A 20213-nucleotide genomic window follows, 5' to 3' on the forward strand; every position below is an offset into this window, starting at 1 on the left:
AAAGAACATCAGTAAGTCCCGTGGAAATCTACGGGACTTTCTTTAAAATAGTATAAAGAATTTATTTGGAGGAGATTATTGGATGAAAAAAAGGGTAGTAGTAACCGGACTGGGAGTTGTATCACCCGTTGGGATAGGAGTTAATAAGTTTTGGGATTCATTAATAAATGGGAAATCAGGGATAAGCCGAATTGAGTCCCTGGATACATCTGATTTACCGGTTCAAATCGGTGGAGAGATAAAAGATTTCAATCCGGAGGAATTTATAGACAAAAAAGAAGCAAAAAAAATGGATAGATTTACGCAATTTGCTATTGCTGCTGCGAAAATGGCAATTGAAGATGCAAAATTAAACATAGACCAAGTAGATAGGGAGAGGATAGGTGTAGTTCTGGGCTCAGGAATAGGAGGAGTAATTACCTGGGAAGAACAGCATAAAATACTTATGGAAAAAGGTCCAAAACGGGTTAGCCCCTTTTTTATCCCGATGATGATAGCCAATATGGCTTCAGCACAAATTTCAATGGAGTTTAACTTTAAAGGTCCAAATATAACTACGGTTACGGCTTGTGCATCGGGCACTACTGCGATAGGAGAGGCCTTTAAAATGCTGCAGGATGGTAGAGCTGAAGTAATAATAGCCGGTGGAACGGAAGCACCAATTACACCTCTTTCCATTGCAGGTTTTTCTTCAATGAAAGCTTTATCAACCAGAAATAGCGAACCCGAGCGAGCTTCAAGACCCTTTGACCGGGAAAGGGATGGCTTTGTAATGGGAGAAGGAGCCGGGGTGCTGGTTCTTGAAACTCTGGAAAATGCTCTAAAAAGAAATGCCAGGATTTATGCGGAGGTTTTAGGTTACGGCTCTACCGCAGATGCTTATCATTTAACACAGCCTGCACCCGATGCGGAAGGTGCAGCTAAGGCCATGGAGATTGCTATAAGGGATGCCAATATAAAACCCGAGGATATAAATTATATTAACGCTCATGGCACATCAACTCCTTTAAACGATAAATTCGAAACAATTGCTATAAAAAGGGTATTTAAAGAACATGCCTATAAACTTTATATTAGCTCTACTAAGTCCATGACGGGTCATCTTCTTGGGGCAGCAGGAGCTGTTGAAGGCATAGCTACTATTTTATCGGTATACAGCGATGAAATCCATCCGACAATAAATTATGAGTACGAAGATCCCGAATGTGATTTAAATTACGTTCCTAATAAATCCGTTAAAACAAAAGTTAATTTTGCACTTTCCAATTCAATGGGTTTTGGAGGACATAATGCCAGTGTGATATTTGGTAAATACCGGGATGATAAAAAATAATAAATTATTATGTTTAAGGAAGGTAAAAAATGGATGAACAAAGAAAAGCCAAGCTCGATGAGCTTCAAAAAATACTCGGGATAAGCTTTTATAATTTAGAATTACTCAATCTAGCATTGGTTCATCCTTCTTTTTCCTATGAAAAGCGTTCCGAATTGGAAGAAAACAATCAAAGGCTGGAATTTTTAGGTGATGCGGTGCTGGAACTTGTAATTAGTCAGTGGATTTTTGAAGAATTTCCTGAGCACTCAGAAGGCGAATTGACAAAGATCAGAGCTTTTTTGGTATGTGAAGAAACCTTGTCTTTAATATCAAAGGAGTTATCCCTGGGAGATTATTTAATTTTGAGTAAAGGGGAAGAATTAAGCGGGGGCAGAGAAAAAATATCAATTCTTGCTGACACATTTGAAGCAGTACTGGGTGCTATATATCTTGATCAAGGTTTAGAAAAAGTTAGACAATTTGTAATAAGTAAATTTAAAGGAATAATAAATAAATTAAAGGCTGGGAATTTTGTTGCGGATTATAAAACCACCCTTCAGGAAATTTTACAGAAGAGATCTCAGGATAGGATAATGTATAATGTGGTAAAAGAGGAAGGTCCTGATCACGATAAAACTTTTTACGTCGAAGTAAAGTGGAAAAATAGAGTGCTGGGGCGCGGAAAGGGTAAGAGCAAAAAAGAAGCGGAACAACGAGCAGCAAAGGAAGCAATAGATCAACTTGATAAAAATTATAAATTTTGGTAATTATTTTATAGATAAAGAAGGAATTTTATAAGTCTCATAGAATATAAAATAATAAAAATACTTTAGAGGGGGTACATGTGTAATGGAAGTACTAAAAGTATCAGCTCAATCAAAACCTAAAGCTGTTGCTGGGGCACTGGCAGCTGTTCTGAGGGAAAAAGGAGTTGCTGAACTTCAGGCAGTGGGTGCCGGTGCTGTAAACCAGGCTGTTAAAGCCATTGCAATTACAAGAGGCTTTGTTGCTCCAAATGGATTAGATTTAGTAGCTATTCCTGCCTTTGCAGAGATTGAAATCGATGGAGAAGAAAGAACAGCAATAAAATTTATCGTTGAACCCCGTTAAACTGCAGTGAAGTAAAATACCTGTCTTTTATAGACAGGTATTTTTATTTTTTGTCGGTTTTATGTTAGTCGGTTTTATGATAAAATTTTATTACTGTATGTTTAAGGTTTTATACCGGTAGGGGGAGCAAGATGTTTTTAAAAAAGATAGAGATACAGGGATTTAAATCCTTTGCCGACAGGATACAAATAGAGTTTCAACCAGGAATAAATGCCATAGTTGGACCTAATGGAAGCGGGAAAAGTAACGTTACTGATGCCATAAGATGGGTTTTGGGAGAACAAAGCGTTAAAAGTTTAAGAGGCAGCAAATTGGAAGATATTATTTTTGCCGGAAGCTTAAAAAGAAAACCCCTCGGTATGGCTGAAGTAACGGTGGTACTGGATAATGAAGACCATTTTTTGCCTCTTGATTTTACTGAGATTTCTATAACAAGAAGGGTATTTCGCTCTGGCGAAAGCGAATTTTACTTAAATAAGGTGCCATGCAGATTAAAGGATATACAGGAACTCTTGATGGATACTGGCATAGGTAAGGATGGCTATTCAATTATTAGCCAGGGAGAAATAGATGAGTTTTTACTTTCAAAACCTGAAGAAAGACGGTTGATATTTGAAGAAACCGCCGGAATTACAAAACATAAGGCGCGGAAAAAAGAGTCAGAAAAAAAGCTGGAAGAAACTTCTATGAATATTTCAAGACTGGATGATTTGATAAATGAGCTGGAGTATCAATTAGAGTCCTTGTATGAAGAAAAGGAAAAAGCTCTGGTGTATAAAAAGCTCTCTGAAGCGGAAAAAGAACTTGAGGTAAATTTAATTTTGATAAAATTGCACAACGTGGAAAAGAAAATAAAAAACTATGAACAAGAACTGGCAAGGAATGAAGAGGAATTAAAAAGATTAAAAGATGTACTCTTCATAGCTGAAGAAAAATTAAAAAATAAAAATGAACAATATGAAAAAGAATCCTTCAAATTAGAGAAATTAAGAGAGGAATCCCAGGAAAAAAATGTTCAGATTGCTAATTTAAAAAAGGATATAGAGTTTTATACGGAAAAATTGAGGGATTATCAAACTCAAAAGGAAGAATTATTGGTAAAAATTGAGGGACTGTCGGATAGAAAATCAAACTGTAAAAATATTATAAAGGAAAAAATATTGCTTTTAGAAGGGAAAAAATTAGAGAGGAATTCGGTGGAAGGTCAAATATCCAGGCTTAAAGAAAATGTTGAAGAAATAAAGAATAAAATCTTAAAAGAAGAAAAAAGGATTGAAGATTTAAAATCTAATATAATAGATTTATTAAACTCCACAGCTGAAAGAAAAAACATATTGTCAAGCCTTAACACCATGAATGATTCCTTAAAGAAAAGGAAAGAACAGATTATTGGGGAAGTAGAACGATTACAAAGAACAAACCAGATTACCTCTCAGGAAATCGAAGCTATTGAAAAAAGAGTGAAAATGCTTGATAGTAATTCTGCGATTTTAAAATCTGGTTTAAATAGATTGTGCAAAGAAATATCATTGTTAGAAGACAAATTACGTGATTTACAAAAGATGCTATCGGATAAGGCGGCGAAATACAACGAACTTAATTCACGATTAAAAGCACTGAAACAACTTGAAAATAATTATGAGGGTTATCCGGTAGGTGTAAGGAATCTACTATTAGATTTGAAAAACGGAAAGATTAATATCGAAGGTATATACGGTTCCTTAGCCGAACTTATCTATGTTGAAAAAGAATACGAATTAGCTGTTGAAGCGGCCTTAGGAGGTTCTCTTATTGATATTTTATGTAAGGATGAAGATTCCGCGAAAAAAGCTGTGGAATACTTAAAAAAGCATAATTTAGGAAGAGCCACATTTCTTCCACTAACTTTGATGAAGCCAAAGATTATAAAAGATGAGGAACTATTACAATTCAAGACTTCCAGTGGATTTGTAGGACTTGCAGAATCCCTTGTAAAATATGATAAAAAATATATAAACTGCATTTTAAATTTACTCGGCAGGGTAATTGTTTTTGAAGATATGGATTCTGCGATTATTGCTTTTAGAAAGAATCCTGTATTTAAAATTGTTACTTTAGATGGAGAGATTATAAATCCTTCGGGTTCGATAACCGGGGGAAGCTTTAAAAAATCCTTATCTTTATTAAGCAGAAAAAGAGAAATTAACTTATTGAACAGCGATATTTACAAAATAAATAAAGAAATAGAATTAATCAAAGATGAAATGTTCTTGGTTAATAAAAAAATAGAAAGAAAAAATTATGCATTAAATTACCTTAAGAAAAGCTTAGAAAAACTAACTATAGAAGTAGTTAAATTCAATCAGGAAAAAGCCGAGAAAAACAAGGTTTTGGAGGAAAGAAAAGATAGGATACATATCCTTTGCTTGGAGCTTGACCAGGTAGAAAAGGATTTAAGGGAATTAGATGCCGAGATTATAGTAGCCAGAAAAGATATAGATGAACTAAATAAAAAAATATGTGAGAACCAGCAGGAAATTAAAAAAATAAAAGATAGAATGCAGGCTGTTTTTGCAGAAAAAGAAGAAAAAGAGAAGAAATTAGAAGAACTTAACAATAGGCTTTCCTTAATTAACAATGAGGAATATGGTCTAAGGTTAGAAATACAACATTTACAGGAAAGTATGGATTTAATAAAAAATGAGGCTTTGGAGTACAATCAAAAATTATCAAGACTGTACGAGTTACAGGAAAGTATTCGAAATGAGAAAATGGCTCGAGAAAAATTTTTAGTTGAAATATCTTCAAAAAAAAATCTTGTGGATAGAGAATATGAGGAATTAAGGACAAATTTTATAGAAATTGAGAATGAAATAAAAAGTTTACAAAAAGAGATTTTGATATATAGGAAAAAAATAGAGAAATGTGATACTTCGGTAAATGATATAAAGATAAAAAAAGCATCACATGAAATGGAAAAAAATTTCCTGGAGAACCACCTTTACGAAAAATACAGGTTAACTCCCGCCCAAGCTTTAGAATTGAAAAAAGAATTAGGAGAGATCGAACAGCTTCAGGAAATGTTAAATAATGTAAAAGAGGAGATTTCTAAATTAGGACAAGTAAATTTGGGAGTAATAGAAGAATATGAAAAAATTAAATCACGGCAGGAATTTTTGATTTCCCAGAAGCAGGATTTGATAAATGCAAAAGAAAAATTAACTAATTTGATTGCAGAAATCACAAAAACAATGGAAAAAATGTTTTTGGCGACATTTGAAAAAATACGAGAGGAATTCCAGGAGGTATTTGTTGAACTATTTGGAGGAGGCAAGGCCGATATTTATCTAATAGATAAATCTATACCGCTGGAGACGGGGGTTGAGATTGTAGCCCAACCCCCGGGGAAGAAACTCCAAAATATAAATCTACTATCAGGTGGAGAGAGATCTTTCACGGCAATAGCTTTACTATTTGCCATTTTAAATGTTAAACCTACTCCATTTTGTATTTTGGATGAGATTGAAGCCGCTTTAGATGATGCCAATATTGAAAGATTTGCCAATTACGTAAAAAAAGCGTCCGATAATACTCAATTTATTATTATTACCCATAGGAAGGGTACAATGGAGATAGCGGATGCTCTGTACGGAGTTTCCATGGAGGAAACCGCCGTTTCAAAAGTGGTGTCTTTAAAGGTTTGAGGAGGTGTATTATGGGTTTTTTCAATAAAATTAAAGAGAGTCTTTCAAAAACCAGGAACAGTCTGGTAAATAAATTAGAGGGGATATTTAAGTTATCGGTAAAAATTGATGATGACATTCTGGAGGAACTCGAAGAGGCGCTTATTACAGCAGATATTGGTGTGAAGGCCACGGAGGATTTAATTCAAAAACTCAAAGATAAAGTGAAAGCCAATAAGATAAAAGATGCAGATGAATTAAAATCGGCCTTAAAGGAAGAAATGGTTAATCTTTTCCCTAAAAGTAATATTGGATTTAGTACTCCTGCTATCATTTTGATAGTAGGGGTAAATGGGGTGGGTAAAACTACCACCATTGGAAAGCTTGCTTATAAATATAAATCCGAAGGTAAAAAAGTAATTATAGCTGCAGCGGACACCTTTAGAGCGGCTGCGGTAGAACAACTCGTAGTTTGGGGACAGAGGGCTGGTGTGGAGGTAATAAGGCAGATGGAAGGCTCCGACCCCGCATCCGTCCTTTTTGATGCTATAAGAGCCGGGAAAGCCCGTCATGTGGATGTAATAATCTGTGATACCGCTGGAAGACTTCATACAAAGAAAAATCTTATGGAAGAATTGAAGAAACTTTACAGAGTTGCAGAAAAGGAATATCCGGAAGCAGTAAAAATTAGCTATCTGGTTTTAGATGCTACCACCGGCCAAAATGCAATTTCCCAGGCAAAAATTTTTAAAGATGCAGTTAATGTTAACGGTATAATACTTACCAAATTGGATGGTACTGCCAAAGGGGGAGTAGCTCTGGCTATTGCTGCAGAGTTGGGGATACCTGTTTGCTATATGGGAACGGGAGAAAGCATTGAGGATTTTGCTGAGTTTGATCCGAAGGAGTTTGTAGATGCTATCATAAGCTAAGGTCTATTTAATTCATACAAAAATTATTTTAAAAGATTGACATATAATCATTTTTTTTTTAGAATCTATATATGTAAAGCGAATCTACTTTACAGACGAGAAGATGATAAAATGGAAGATATTGTTAAAATTAGTTTGCTATACGATTTTTACGGTCCACTTCTTACCGAAAAACAGAGAGAGTATTTCGAACTTTATTATTTTAATGACCTGAGCCTTAACGAAATTGCACAGAATTACAATGTCTCGCGGCAGGGAGTATTTGATAATATCCATCGTTCTTTAGAGTTTTTAAAACAATGTGAAGAAAAATTAGGGCTTGTAGAGAAATTTTTAAGTCAAAAGAAGGCATTGGAAAGGATAAAATTGCAATTGGAAGGTATATTACCGCATCTTGATGAATATTCAGGAGAAATTCTAAAGAAGGCTATTGAAGCTCTGGATAAACTGGTCAAAGAAGGGTGGGAATAGATTGGCATTTGAAGCCCTTTCTCAGAAATTGGATGCCATTTTTAAAAAGTTAAGGGGAAAAGGGAAGCTTTCCGAATCAGATGTAAAGGAAGCGATGAGAGAAATAAGACTCGCCCTTTTGGAAGCTGACGTAAATTATAAGGTAGTTAAAGATTTTATTTCAAAAGTCACAGAAAGGGCAATAGGGCATGAAGTAATGGAGAGCCTGACTCCGGGGCAGCAGGTTATAAAAATAGTGTATGATGAGTTAACTAACCTGATGGGTTCCAAAGAAACAAAACTAAATTTAAAGGGTAATCCGGCTGTAATTATGCTTGTAGGACTGCAGGGATCTGGAAAAACTACTACAGCCGGCAAATTAGGCAATTATCTTTCCAAAATGGGCAGAAGACCTTTACTTGTAGCAGCGGATATTTATCGACCGGCTGCAATAAAACAACTTCATGTAGTAGGAGATAAAGTAAAGGTACCGGTTTTTTCTATGGGTGAGAGAAAACCCGTGGAAATTGCCAGGGCTTCTGTAGAACATGCCTTTCGCCATGGTAACGATGTGATAATATTAGATACAGCAGGAAGGCTTCATATAGATGAAGAATTGATGGAAGAATTAAAAGAAATTAAAAGCGCCGTAGATCCATGCGAAATACTTCTTGTAGTAGATAGTATGACTGGACAGGATGCGGTAAATGTTGCTGAAAGTTTTCACAGCAAGTTAGAACTAACGGGTTTAATTTTGACAAAACTCGATGGTGATACCAGAGGCGGAGCGGCCTTATCCATAAAAGCTGTTACAGGATGTCCAATAAAATTTGTAGGAATGGGCGAAAAATTAGATGATTTAGAGCAGTTTTATCCCGACCGAATGGCCTCCAGGATTCTCGGAATGGGAGATGTATTGAGCTTAATCGAAAAAGCTACTCAGAACATAGATATTAAAAAAGCTAAGGAACTGGAAGAAAGGATAAGAAAGGAACAGTTCGATTTAAATGATTTTTTAGATCAATTGAAACAGGTTAGAAAGATGGGATCTCTTGATCAAATTTTTTCAATGATTCCGGGTTTTTCACCACAAAAAATGCAGGGACTCGATTTTAACGAAAAAGAACTGGTAAAGGTAGAAGCAATAATTAATTCGATGACAAAGGAAGAAAGGCGTAACCCCTCAATAATAAACGGTAGCAGGAGAAAAAGGATTGCGATGGGAAGTGGCACAACGGTGCAGGATGTAAATAAGTTATTAAAACAATTTGAACAGATGAAAAAACTTATGAAACAGCTGTCAGAAATGGAAAAATCCCACAAAAAGGGAAGATTTAGAATACCATTCTTCAATTTTTAAATTTAAAAGGAGGTGAAAAAATGGCAGTAAGAATCAGATTAAGGAGAATGGGGGCTAAAAAGAGACCTTTTTATAGAATTATAGTGGCAGACAGCAGAAGTCCCCGTGATGGCAGGTTCATTGAGGAAATTGGTTATTATAACCCGCTCACGGACCCTGCTGAAATTAAAATTAACGAAGAAAAGGCTCTTGGTTGGATTAAAAAAGGAGCACAACCCACCGATACAGTGAAATATCTTTTTAAAGTTACCGGCCTTTTGGATAAAATCAAAAGCAATAAAGAAACTACCCCCCAAACTCCAGAAGTGAAGGAGGAGTAATAATATGGTAGAATTGGTAGAATATATTGCAAAAGCATTGGTAGATCATCCTGAGGATGTTACTGTAAATAGAGTGGAAGGAGAACAATCGGTAATACTTGAATTAAAAGTTCATCCTGAAGATATGGGAAAAATTATCGGAAAACAGGGAAGGATAGCTAAAGCAATACGCACCGTTGTAAAAGCTGCCGCAGCAAAGCAGGGTAAGAGAGTTGTAGTAGAAATATTATAAATGGGTTAGGATGCTACCTAACCCTTTTTGAAAGAAATGGAGGTCACCGGTTTGAAACAGTATATAACCGTTGGCCGAATAATTTCCCCTTGGGGGGTTAGAGGGCAGGTTAAGGTAGAGCCTCTAACCGATGATATTGAGAGGTTTAAAAATTTAAAAGAAGTTTTCTACGAACAAGAAAATTGCTTAGAAAAATTGGTTATTAAAGAGGTAATTTTCTTAAAAAAAGCCTTTGTGGTATTAAAATTTGAAGGAGTGGATGATGCTAAGGAAGCAGAAAAATTCAGGAATAAATATATAATGGTCCACAGAAAGGATGCGGTTAAATTACCTGAAGGGCGTTACTTTATTTGTGACATTATTGGTCTTAAAGTTTACACCGTTGATGACGAGTATTTAGGAGAAATAATAAATGTGATTCAAACAGGAGCCAATGACGTATATGTGATAAAGAACAAAGAAAATAAAGAAATATTGATTCCGGCCATTAAAGAAGTCGTTAAAAATATCGATATTGAAAAGGGCATTATGTTCATATTCCCTATGGAGGGGTTAATTTAGTGCTAAGGTTTTTTATACTTACAATTTTCCCGGAGTTTTTTGATAGCCCTCTTAAAGTTAGCATATTAAAAAGAGCCATTGAAAAAAAGCAAATAGATGTAGAACTTATAAACATCAGGGACTTTTCAAAAGACAAGCACCGAAAGGTCGATGATTACCCCTATGGTGGCGGTGCTGGGATGGTGATGAAGCCGGAGCCCATATTTGAAGCTATTGATTATGTTAATTCTATCTCCGCATCGTCGAAAAAAAGGATTATTTTAATGTCGCCTCAGGGGAAAATTTTCAACAATGAAATCGCAAGAGAACTTTCAAAAGAAGAAGAACTTATAATAATTTGCGGTCACTATGAAGGAGTTGACGAAAGGGTAAAGACCCTGATTACCGATGAGATATCCATAGGCGACTTTGTCCTTACCGGGGGCGAAATACCTGCCCTTGCAGTAATAGACGCCGTATCGAGATTATTGCCAGGAGTTTTGGGATGCGATGAATCGGCCCTATTCGAATCTTTCAGTGATGGGTTGCTGGAATATCCGCAATATACAAGGCCGGAAGAGTACCGGGGGCTCAAGGTTCCCCAGGTGCTTTTGTCCGGCAATCACCGAGAAGTAGCCCTTTTCAGAAGAAAAGAATCTTTGAGGATTACCTATGAGAAAAGGCCGGACTTACTTAAAAAGGCTAAATTAACGGAAGACGACAAAAAGCTTCTAAAAGAGCTAAACATCGATTTAGATTGACGCCTTTTGTTGTAAACTAATTTTCTTTATGCTATAATTACATTTGTTAAAAGAAGGGAGGTCCGTAAAATGTCCGATTTGGTCAGAGTAATTGAACAGGAACAGATGAAAACGGATATTCCGGAGTTTAGACCCGGCGATACCGTGAAGGTATATACGAAAGTTATTGAAGGCAACCGTGAAAGGATACAGGTTTTTGAAGGAGTTGTTATAGCAAGAAAAGGCGGTGGCTTGAGGGAGACATTTACCGTTAGGAAAATATCCTACGGCGTAGGTGTGGAGAGGGTATTTCCCCTTCATTCACCGAGGATTGAAAAAATTGAAGTTGTTCGCAAGGGAAAGGTTCGCAGAGCAAAGCTATATTACCTGAGGAAGCTTAAAGGAAAAGCAGCAAAAATAAAAGAAAGGGACTGATAACAGTCCCTTAATTTATTAAGGAGGCGATTTAGTTTTGGAGATTCAATGGTACCCGGGACATATGGCGAAAGCTAAGAGACAGATGAAGGAAATATTGAAAGTAATAGATGTTGTACTGGAACTGGTAGATGCGAGAGCGCCTGAATCCTCTCACATATCGGATATAAAAGATATTGTCGGAGAAAAGCCCATTATAAGGGTATTAAATAAAGAAGATTTGGCGCAAAAAGAAGTTACGGAAAAATGGCAAAACTACTACAAAGAAAAGGGAATTATATCTTTTTCGGTAGATTCGGTTCACAAAAGCGGTATCAAAGAGATAATAGGTTATATAAAAAATATAAAAAAGCAAAAAAATGGCGTTGTTCGCTGTATGGTAATGGGGGTACCTAATGTTGGCAAATCTTCTTTTATAAACCAATTGGCTGGCAGGAAAAGTGCGAAGACGGGAGATATACCGGGTATTACTAAAGGGAAAATGTGGTTAAAAGTTAATAAAGATCTGGAGCTCCTTGATACTCCCGGAATTTTATGGCCCAAATTTGAAAAAAGAGATGCGGGCGTTAAACTTGCTATATTAGGATGTATAAAGGAAGAGATTTATAATCCCGAAAAAATAGCTTTAATTTTAATTAAGTTTATATCATTAAAATTCAGAAAAGAATTAATGGAAAGATTCAAATTAGATTCTCCCGGCAATCCCGAAGATATCCTGAGGGAAATCGGAGAAAAAAGAGGATGTCTCCTGGCAGGGGGAAGAATTGATACTTTAAAGGCTTCAAAAATAATTTTAAAAGAGTTTCGGGATGGGAAAATAGGAAAAATTTCCTTAGAAGAACCCTGCGATAATGAATTCTGGGAAATTTACAATGAAAGTGTAGACGATAATCAAAAAAGTATCTTTTAGTAAGGAGTAAAAATATGGTGGTAAAAGAAGAAGAAAGGCTAAGAAAATTATTCGAATTTGAAAAAAGGCTCAGGGAAAGAGGTTACAAATTAATTGCAGGCGTGGATGAGGCGGGTCGTGGACCTCTTGCAGGACCTGTTGTGGCTGCAGCCGTAATACTTCCGGAAAATGTTTTTATCCCAAACCTGAAAGACTCAAAATTGTTAAGCGAAAAAAAAAGGGAAGAAGTATATGAAGAAATAGTTAAAAAAGCAATCACTTATTCTTTCTCAATTGTAGATGAGAGATACATAGATATGCACAATATTTTAAAAGCAACTTTGCTTGCTATGAAAAATGCGGTTCTCGGACTTAAAATTTCTCCGGATTATATAATTGTGGATGCTTTAAAAATACCCGAAATAGATTTGCCCCAGGAAGGAATAAAAGGTGGGGACAGGATTTGCGGCTCTATTGCAGCTGCATCTATTGTAGCAAAGGTGGAAAGGGATAGAATTATGAAGCAGTATCACGATTTATACCCCCAGTATGATTTTTTACATAATAAAGGTTATGGTACAAAAAAACACATAGAATCAATTAAAAAATTCGGATACTCTCCAATTCATAGAAAAACTTTCAGCATTAAAAATTTAGAAATGTGATATAGAAAGATCTATGTATTATATTAATAAACTTAACATATAATAAGTTATTAATTTTTTATATCTAAGAGCTTAGAATCGCTGAGTTATAGATGGTTAATAGTTATAGGTAGATTTAGACCTTTTTGTTACAGGTTAACAAAGGAAAACGAAACTCTGTACATAATTTTATATATAAAGTTACACAGATAGTTTTGAAAGGAAGGTGAAAATATGAAAGGGCCGTTAGAAGGAATTAGAGTGACGGATTTGAGCCATGTCCTTGCAGGACCGGCTTGTACAATGATTTTGGCAGATCTGGGGGCAGAAGTTATTAAGTTAGAACCACCTGATGGCGATGATGCAAGGCAATTTGGGCCTTTCAAGAATGATCAAAGCGGTTATTTTATCAGTATTAATAGGAATAAAAAAAGCGTATGTGTTAACCTGAAGACTGAAGAGGGCAAAAGGATTCTGCGGGATTTGATAAAAATTTCGGATGTAGTAGTGGAAAACTTCAGACCGGGCACGATGAAAAAATTGGGCTTTTCCTATGAAGAAATGAAAAAAATAAACCCCGGCATTATATACTGCTCTATTTGCGGTTTCGGACACGATACTTTACCGGAGTATTCTTCAAAACCTGCCTATGATATGGTTGTTCAGGGATACAGCGGTTTGATGAGTATTACGGGACCGGAAGGAGGTCCTCCCGTAAGGGTTGGAACTTCCATTGGGGACCTGGTAGCAGGACATCATGCGGCTATTGGAATTTTAAGTGCACTCATCCACAGGGAGAAAACGGGAGAAGGTCAACATGTAGATATTTCTATGCTTGATGGATTGGTTTATTTTTTAGAAAATGCGATAGTAAGGTATACCATGACGGGAGAGATACCTGGTCCTCTGGGAACGGCACATCCTACTATTACACCGTTCCAGGCTTTTAAAACCAAAGACCACTATATAATCACACCAATTGGCAACGATAAATTATGGGCATTATTCTGCGAAGCGATTGGCAGGGTTGATTTGATAGAGCATCCCAAATTCAAGACAAATCCTCTCAGGAATGAGAATAAAAAAGAATTAATACCAATACTGGAAGAAATTATGCTTACCAAAACCACTCAGGAGTGGATGGAAATATTTGATAAGTACAACCTGCCTTATTCTCCGATAAACACCGTTGATAAAGTTGTGAATGACCCGGTAGTGAATTACAGGAAAATGGTGGTTGAAATAGATCAGCCTTTAGTTGGTAAAGTAAAGATTACCGGTACTCCCTTCCATATGTCAAAAACTCCTGGAGAAGTTAGAACTCCCGCTCCTCTTCTTGGAGAACACACCGATGAGGTTTTGAAAAACCTGTTAAATTATACCGAGGAGGAAATAAAAACTTTAAGGGAAAAGAGTGTTATTAATTAAAAAAATTGTATTTATAAATGCCCACCCTTCAATTTTTAAGGGAAACAGGTCTATGTATATAGTGCAGGCTTAAACTTAAATAAAAAAGCTCCGTCTTATGGTAAAAAGCTTTTGAAATTTTATCTTTTACCATAAGAGGAGCTTTCTTCTTTTTTTGACTTACAATTTATTTTTTAAAATATTAATAGCAGCTTCTTTTATAGAATAATATCCCGTACATCGACAAAGGTGGCCTCCCAATGCTTCTAATATTTCATTTTCAGAAGGGTTGGGGTTTCTTTCAAATAATGCTTTTGTGGCCATCAATATACCCGGTGTGCAAAAGCCGCATTGCACTGCGTTGTGATTGATAAATTCTTGTTGTATAGGATGAAGTTTATCTTTCTGGGCTAATCCTTCTATGGTTAATATATTAGCTTCGTCCGCTTCTACGGCCAATATTATGCAGGACCTAACGGGTTTTCCATCCATTATTACTGTGCAAGCTCCGCATTCACCGTTTCCGCAACCATGTTTTGTCCCTGTAAGTCAAACCTTTTCCCTTATAAAATCAAGGAGAGTCATCTGGGGTTCAATATAATCTTCATAAAAAATTCCATTTATATTCATTTTAATGTAGTATTTATTCATTTAAAATATTCCCTCCCTTCATTTCCCGAATAGCCTCTTTTATTAAATATCCAACCATTTTTCTCTTATAATAGGGAGTAGCTCTTAAGCTGCCTGCTCTTGGATTTATTTCCGAAAGTATAATTTCGATAGCCTTGTCTATATTTTGCATCGTGGAAGGTTTACCTTTAAGATATTGTTCGGCATTCTTCATCCTTACAACCGTTTTTTGAACTGCACCAAGGGCTATACGGATTTCGGAAAATACAGGAAGATCCACATCTTTTAAATATACCGCAACGGCTACTGATGACAAATCCATGCCTTTACCCTGCTTACTCTATAATACCGGCTAAAAGAGTTTTCTTCTAAATCGGGTAAAAACACACCTTTTAATAATTCTCCTTTTCTTAAATCAACTTTTCCTGCATCGATTAAGAAATTTTCCAACGGAATAATTCTTGAACCATGTTTAGATATTATCTCAACCTTTGCATTGTGAACCAAAAGACCTGGCACCGTATCTGCGGAAGGTGAGCCGTTGCAAATATTACCTCCGATGGTTGCTCGACAGCGAATCTCATGACATCCGAGGACGCCAGCACCTTCTACCAGAGCTCGATACCGAGAAAGGAGAGGAGAATTTTTTATCTCATCAATGGTTGTTAAAGCACCTATAAAAATTCCTCCATCAACCTTTTCTACACCTTTTAATTCTTTTAATCCCTTTATATCTATGAGAAAAGAGGGATTTATTTTTCCGGACTTTAAATTTACTACCACATCCGTACCACCGGCTAATATCGCCGCATTTTCTTTTTCTAAGCATTCAAGGGCATCTGTTAAAGTATTTGGTTTTATATAATCAAAGTTCATTTACTTCACCTCCTCAAGAGCCTTTAATATTTGTTCCGGTGTAACGGGGATTTGATTGAAGCTTATTTTTAAAGCATCGTAGAGGGCATTAAGTATGGCAGGGGATACTGCCACCGCACCGTGTTCACCAAGACCTCTTGCTCCATAGGGTCCGGTTTCTTCCGGAGTTTCTATAAAAATTACCTTTGCTTCATCCGGAATATCTTCAATTCCCGGAATTTTGTAATCTACAAGGTCATTATTTCTTATTTTACCCTTATCGGAAAATACCAGAACTTCCGAAATCGTTGCTCCCAGGGCTTGTATCATGGCTCCTATTACCTGGTCCCGTGCAATTTTTGGATTAATGATCTTTCCTGCATCAATAGCGTTTACCAGTTTTCTGATGTGGTATCTTCCCGTATTTTTATCTATTTCCACTTCTACCCCTACACAACCGCAGGTCCAGTCAGCAGCAGCATTACCTTGACCGGTTTCGGGATCTAAAAATTCAAGCCCTGAAGGAACAAAGCTACCTTCGCCTATCAGGGGGGAGGTGATAGCAGAGCCTTTTTCGTCGACATACCCGGAAGCTATTTTTTCCAGTTCCACTTTGAGGACGGGGTTAATTTTTGAAAAGACATAATCTGAATTGAAATCCACTTCCTTTTCGGGTATCTTTAATATTCTTGATCCGGCTTTTTTTATTTTAGACGATAAGTCCTTAGCAGCAATTAATATCGCATTTCCTACTCCCCATGTGGTATGACTTGCCACGGTTTGCCATTCATATGGAGAAAAAGAAGTGTCCACTTGTTTTACTATCTTTATTTTTTCAACGGGAAAGTTTAAAGCTTCTGCAGCAATTTGAGAAAGAGCAGTATAGGTTCCCTGTCCCATCTCTATTGCGCCAACGTATAAAGTAATACTTTTATCTTCATTTAATTTCATTACCGCCCCGGATTGGGCATTATTTGGCATAATTGGAGTCTTCATATAAGCCGCTATTCCTCTGCCGATCAGTAATTCTTTATTTTCTTCCCTGGGTTCTTTAAAAATTTCTTCAGCTACTTTTTTTACACACAAATCGAATTTGCCGGAGTTTTCATTCATTACCTGTCCAATTGCGTTCTTTTTTCCCGGCCCCAAAATATTTTTCAATCTAAATTCCACCGGATCAATTTTCAATTCCCGTGCGATTTTTTCCATTTGGAGTTCACAGGCAAAGTGGGCTTCGGGATGACCATAACCTCTGAAAGCTCCAGTGGGTGGAGTATTTGTATATACTCCGTACACGTCAATTTGTAAATTATCTATTTCATAAGGACCGGTGGCGGACATACCTATACCGTTCACAATATTAACCGCATAATCGGCATAACCACCGGCACCAAGAAGAATTTGTGCTTTTAATCCGAGTATTTTGCCTTCTCGTGATACCGCCGTTTCGTATTTTGCAAAGACACCTCTTCCGACATTTGTACCTTCAAACATCTCTTCCCTTGTAAGGGAAAGTTTTATATATCGTCCCGGTACCATTTTAGCTAAGCATGATATAAGAGGTTCTATGGTTACATCGGATTTTCCTCCAAAACCACCGCCGACATACGGGACGATAACCCTTACATTGGATAAGGGTAAGGAATGAATTTTAGATACTATATTTTGTACCACAAAAGGAGCCTGAGAGCTTGTATAGATCGTAAAGGTATTATCATAACCGTATAAAGCAATAGCACAGTGGGGTTCTAACTGGACGTGGTGTACGTAAGGTACCCAGTATTCACCAGCTATAATTTTATATGCGGTTTTAAAAGTATTTTCTATATTACCCCGACTTATTTTAAAATGATGAAAACAATTTTTACCTTCTGGTTTAATAAACCCTGCTCTTTCATATTCAAATACGTTTTCGTGAATAACCGGAGAATTTTCTTTTATAGCCTCCTGCGGGTAAATTACAAAGGGGAATTCTTCATATTCAACTTTTATCTCTTTAACTGCTTCTTCTGCAGCGTATTTTGAAGTAGCTATAACACATGCAACGGGTTCGCCGGCATACCTTACTTTGTCTTTTGCGATGGGGTATTGATCCTGGATACATGCTCCTACTCTTTTTACATCTAAATCTTTGCCAGTAACTATCTTGACGACTCCTTTTATTTTTAATGCATTTGATATATCTATTTTTAAAATTTTTCCATGAGCTATAGGTGAGCGGAGCACTTTGGCAAATAACATTCCGGGAAATTTCATATCATCGGTAAAAATTGCATTTCCGGTAACTTTCTCGAAACCATCAACCCGCTTATAATTTTTGCCAATATAAGAAAATTCCATAGTATTCCTCCTTCACTATACAAGAATTTCCGACCTCATTTCGGTTTTTGCAATAATCTTACCCTTTCTTATAACAAAAAGGCGAGGAGGGGTAAGCCTTATAGCATCTTTGATATTTTCTGCATCAATTACAACAATATCGGCTCTTTTACCGGCTTCCAGTCCGTAATCGCTTAGTCTTAAAATTTTAGCAGCATTATAGGTTGGCATGTTAAACACTTCTTCAATTTCGTGGGGTAAGCTCATGTGGGCGGCATGAGCGGTAATTAAAGCCACCTGTAAAAGGTCCGCACTTCCAAAGGGGTAAAAAGTGTCTTTAATACAATCTTGCCCGAAACTAACGTTTATGCCCCTTTCAATCAGTTCCTTAACCCTTGTGATTCCTCTGCGTTTTGGTTGTTTATCCAATCTTCCCTGAAGCATTAGATTGGTTGCGGGGTTTGTAATCATATTTATTTCTGCTTTTTTTACCTTTTCCATGACGTATTCAGCATAATGGTCGTCATAGGCTGCCAGTGCACATGTGTGACCAGCGGTCACTCTTTTGAAATAGCTCCGTTTTATGGTTTCATCTGCTACCATTTCTAAGGTTCTGTAAAAGGGGTCATCAGTTTCATCCACATGCATATCGATATCGGCATCAAATTCCTCAGCGATATCGAATACTATCTTTACGTGTTTTCTACTGTCTTCGGGAGAGAATTCATTTGCTGGCATTCCTCCAATTAAATCAGCCCCCATTCTCATGGCTTCCCTTAATAATTCTTCACATCCCGGGTTTTTTATTATACCTTCTTGAGGGAATGCCACAATTTGTATATCAACAAGGTGCTCACATTTACGCTTCAATTCAAGAACCCCTTCTAACGGTTTTAAGCCACCGATGGTGTCAACATCTACGTGTGTTCTAATTCTTGTGGTGCCATTTTTTACCGCCATTTCCACAACTTCTTTTGCTCTTTTTACAATATCATCAGTCGTATAATTTGCTTTTTTCTCCCAAATGATTTCAATAGCTTCCATCAAAGTACCGGATTTATTGGGTCTCACCACATCCACAATATTTACCTTGTCTAAATGTATGTGAGGGTCGATAAAAGCAGGGATGGTTAGTTTTCCTTTTGCATCAATTTCATTTTTAGCAGAGTAGTTTAAATTGGGCCCAATATCAACTATTTTTTCATCTTTAATTGCAATGTCCATTAGAATTTGCTTGTCTCTTAATTTTGCGTTTCTAATAATTAAATCCATTGCAGACATCTCCTTTCATATTATGAAAAAATTATTTTATATTAAGAAACTATTTAATAGATTCGTTAATTTTTGCAAAAATCCTTCTGAAATTTGGTTAAATAAAAATTAAATATTACACAAAGATTAATATTTCGAATTGTATAAATATAACAAAAGCCCATCTAAATAAGATGGGCTTAGTTTTATGCTTTTTTTTGAAAAAGATTTAGTAAAAAACATTGTAAAGCGTTTCTGAAATTTCAGCAGCAGTTTGCTTTACTATATACCCCAGTTCTTGAATTCTTTTTTCGTCTGCTCGTACTGAAGGAACTATGGTAGAAATGGCAGCTATGACATTGCCTTTATTATCGAGAATAGGTGCACCTATTGCTGTAATCATTTCTTCGAATTCTTCTTTTTCAATGGAGTATCCTCTCTTTATAGTAGCCTTTAATTCTTCATAAAATAATTTCTCATCGGTAATAGTGTAAGGAGTATACTTTTTTAATCCGTTTATTTGCAAAAAAATTTTTAAATCATTTGAATTCATATAAGCTAAAAATATTTTACCAACAGCAGTACAGGTAAGGGGGATTCTTCTTCCTATCATCAAGTATGCTCTCAATGTCTGCTTGGATTCATAACCTTTTATACATACCGCTTCTTCTTCATCCCTTATAAATATATTTGTGGTTTCTCCTGTGACTTCCGCACATTTTTCTAAAAAAGGATAGGCCTTTGAAAAAAACCTTTCATATAATTTTTGCCTTACAAGGACTCCGAAAATCTCCGGACCGAGCTCATATTTTTTGTTTGCTTTATTCTGGCTTATAATACCTTCTTCCAGCATTGTTTTTAAAATATGGTGTATGGTACTGGCATTATAACCGGTCAATTTTTCAATTTCGGAGATGCTGAGTTCTCCTTCTGAATTCATCAAAACCTTAAATATGTGGATTGCTTTTTGTACCGATTTTATTACTCCGTTATTATTTTGCATTATCTTCACCTCGTAATTTATTATAACAAACAATAATTCTACTAAAAGCTAAAAAATCCTTTTTTAAAAAATTATTATTATTTTGCAACAAAAAAATTTAAAGTAAATTGTATAGATTT

General features: G+C 36.2%; 20 protein-coding genes and 1 pseudogene. 15 read left to right on the plus strand and 6 right to left on the minus strand.

From position 1 onward, the window contains the following. Positions 1-82: 82 nt before the first annotated feature. From fabF to ATZ99_RS05180, 15 genes are all read left to right on the plus strand, one after another. Positions 83-1333 carry a beta-ketoacyl-ACP synthase II gene (fabF, locus tag ATZ99_RS05110; RefSeq protein WP_068748160.1) on the plus strand — a complete coding sequence of 417 codons (1251 nt, stop codon included), beginning with the start codon at positions 83-85 and terminating at the stop codon, positions 1331-1333. 29 nt (positions 1334-1362) lie between these two features. Then, positions 1363-2082 carry a ribonuclease III gene (gene rnc / locus ATZ99_RS05115; RefSeq protein WP_068748161.1) on the plus strand — a complete coding sequence of 240 codons (720 nt, stop codon included), beginning with the start codon at positions 1363-1365 and terminating at the stop codon, positions 2080-2082. A gap of 82 nt (positions 2083-2164) precedes the next feature. Then, a complete protein-coding gene (locus ATZ99_RS05120) occupies positions 2165-2425 on the plus strand; it encodes a stage V sporulation protein S (RefSeq protein ID WP_068748162.1) in 261 nt (86 codons plus the stop codon). Between the two features lie 131 nt (positions 2426-2556). Beyond that, on the plus strand, positions 2557-6108 hold the full coding sequence (gene smc / locus ATZ99_RS05125; RefSeq protein ID WP_083947355.1) for a chromosome segregation protein SMC: 3552 nt from the start codon (positions 2557-2559) through the stop codon (positions 6106-6108). 11 nt (positions 6109-6119) lie between these two features. Further along, positions 6120-7019: a signal recognition particle-docking protein FtsY gene (gene ftsY / locus ATZ99_RS05130; protein WP_068748163.1), complete on the plus strand. Its 900-nt coding sequence runs from the start codon at positions 6120-6122 to the stop codon at positions 7017-7019. Between the two features lie 111 nt (positions 7020-7130). After that, positions 7131-7490 carry a YlxM family DNA-binding protein gene (gene ylxM, locus ATZ99_RS05135; protein ID WP_068748164.1) on the plus strand — a complete coding sequence of 120 codons (360 nt, stop codon included), beginning with the start codon at positions 7131-7133 and terminating at the stop codon, positions 7488-7490. 1 nt (position 7491) lies between these two features. Then, positions 7492-8829 carry a signal recognition particle protein gene (gene ffh / locus ATZ99_RS05140; protein ID WP_068748165.1) on the plus strand — a complete coding sequence of 446 codons (1338 nt, stop codon included), beginning with the start codon at positions 7492-7494 and terminating at the stop codon, positions 8827-8829. A 20-nt stretch (positions 8830-8849) separates the two neighbouring features. Next, the gene (gene rpsP, locus ATZ99_RS05145) at positions 8850-9149 is read left to right on the plus strand and encodes a 30S ribosomal protein S16 (protein ID WP_068748166.1); all 300 of its coding nucleotides are present in this window, start codon (positions 8850-8852) and stop codon (positions 9147-9149) included. Positions 9150-9153: 4 nt separating this feature from the next. Next, positions 9154-9381: a KH domain-containing protein gene (locus ATZ99_RS05150; RefSeq protein ID WP_068748167.1), complete on the plus strand. Its 228-nt coding sequence runs from the start codon at positions 9154-9156 to the stop codon at positions 9379-9381. 51 nt (positions 9382-9432) lie between these two features. Beyond that, entirely contained in the window at positions 9433-9942 is a 510-nt protein-coding gene (gene rimM, locus ATZ99_RS05155; RefSeq protein WP_068748209.1) for a ribosome maturation factor RimM, read from the plus strand. Continuing rightward, positions 9942-10682, plus strand: coding sequence for a tRNA (guanosine(37)-N1)-methyltransferase TrmD (trmD, locus tag ATZ99_RS05160; RefSeq protein ID WP_068748168.1), 741 nt, complete (start codon positions 9942-9944; stop codon positions 10680-10682). Before rimM ends, trmD begins: the two co-directional genes overlap by 1 nt. A 69-nt stretch (positions 10683-10751) precedes the next feature. Beyond that, positions 10752-11096 (plus strand): 50S ribosomal protein L19, encoded by a 345-nt coding sequence (rplS, locus tag ATZ99_RS05165; protein WP_068748169.1) that lies wholly within the window; start codon positions 10752-10754, stop codon positions 11094-11096. A gap of 37 nt (positions 11097-11133) precedes the next feature. Next, on the plus strand, positions 11134-12006 hold the full coding sequence (ylqF, locus tag ATZ99_RS05170) for a ribosome biogenesis GTPase YlqF (protein ID WP_068748170.1): 873 nt from the start codon (positions 11134-11136) through the stop codon (positions 12004-12006). A 14-nt stretch (positions 12007-12020) separates the two neighbouring features. Next, positions 12021-12650: a ribonuclease HII gene (locus ATZ99_RS05175; protein WP_068748171.1), complete on the plus strand. Its 630-nt coding sequence runs from the start codon at positions 12021-12023 to the stop codon at positions 12648-12650. A 213-nt stretch (positions 12651-12863) separates the two neighbouring features. After that, positions 12864-14057 (plus strand): CaiB/BaiF CoA transferase family protein, encoded by a 1194-nt coding sequence (locus ATZ99_RS05180; RefSeq protein WP_068748172.1) that lies wholly within the window; start codon positions 12864-12866, stop codon positions 14055-14057. A gap of 159 nt (positions 14058-14216) precedes the next feature. Here ATZ99_RS05180 and ATZ99_RS05185 read toward each other — a convergent pair. The 6 genes and pseudogenes from ATZ99_RS05185 to ATZ99_RS05210 form a co-directional block, all read right to left on the minus strand. Next, a pseudogene (locus ATZ99_RS05185) lies at positions 14217-14687 on the minus strand ((2Fe-2S)-binding protein). Then, on the minus strand, positions 14680-14988 hold the full coding sequence (locus ATZ99_RS05190; protein ID WP_068748173.1) for an FAD binding domain-containing protein: 309 nt from the start codon (positions 14986-14988) through the stop codon (positions 14680-14682). Before ATZ99_RS05190 ends, ATZ99_RS05185 begins: the two are co-directional and overlap by 8 nt. Continuing rightward, positions 14970-15542, minus strand: coding sequence for an FAD binding domain-containing protein (locus ATZ99_RS05195; RefSeq protein WP_068748174.1), 573 nt, complete (start codon positions 15540-15542; stop codon positions 14970-14972). Before ATZ99_RS05195 ends, ATZ99_RS05190 begins: the two co-directional genes overlap by 19 nt. Then, positions 15543-17861 carry a xanthine dehydrogenase family protein molybdopterin-binding subunit gene (locus ATZ99_RS05200; RefSeq protein ID WP_068748175.1) on the minus strand — a complete coding sequence of 773 codons (2319 nt, stop codon included), beginning with the start codon at positions 17859-17861 and terminating at the stop codon, positions 15543-15545. A 15-nt stretch (positions 17862-17876) separates the two neighbouring features. Beyond that, positions 17877-19112, minus strand: a complete 1236-nt coding sequence (locus ATZ99_RS05205) for an amidohydrolase family protein (RefSeq protein ID WP_068748176.1) — start codon at positions 19110-19112, stop codon at positions 17877-17879. Between the two features lie 208 nt (positions 19113-19320). Further along, entirely contained in the window at positions 19321-20094 is a 774-nt protein-coding gene (locus ATZ99_RS05210; protein WP_068748177.1) for an IclR family transcriptional regulator, read from the minus strand. Positions 20095-20213 lie beyond the last annotated feature (119 nt).

It is taken from the genome of Thermovenabulum gondwanense (assembly GCF_001601575.1).
Lineage (GTDB): Bacteria > Bacillota > Thermosediminibacteria > Thermosediminibacterales > Thermosediminibacteraceae > Thermovenabulum > Thermovenabulum gondwanense.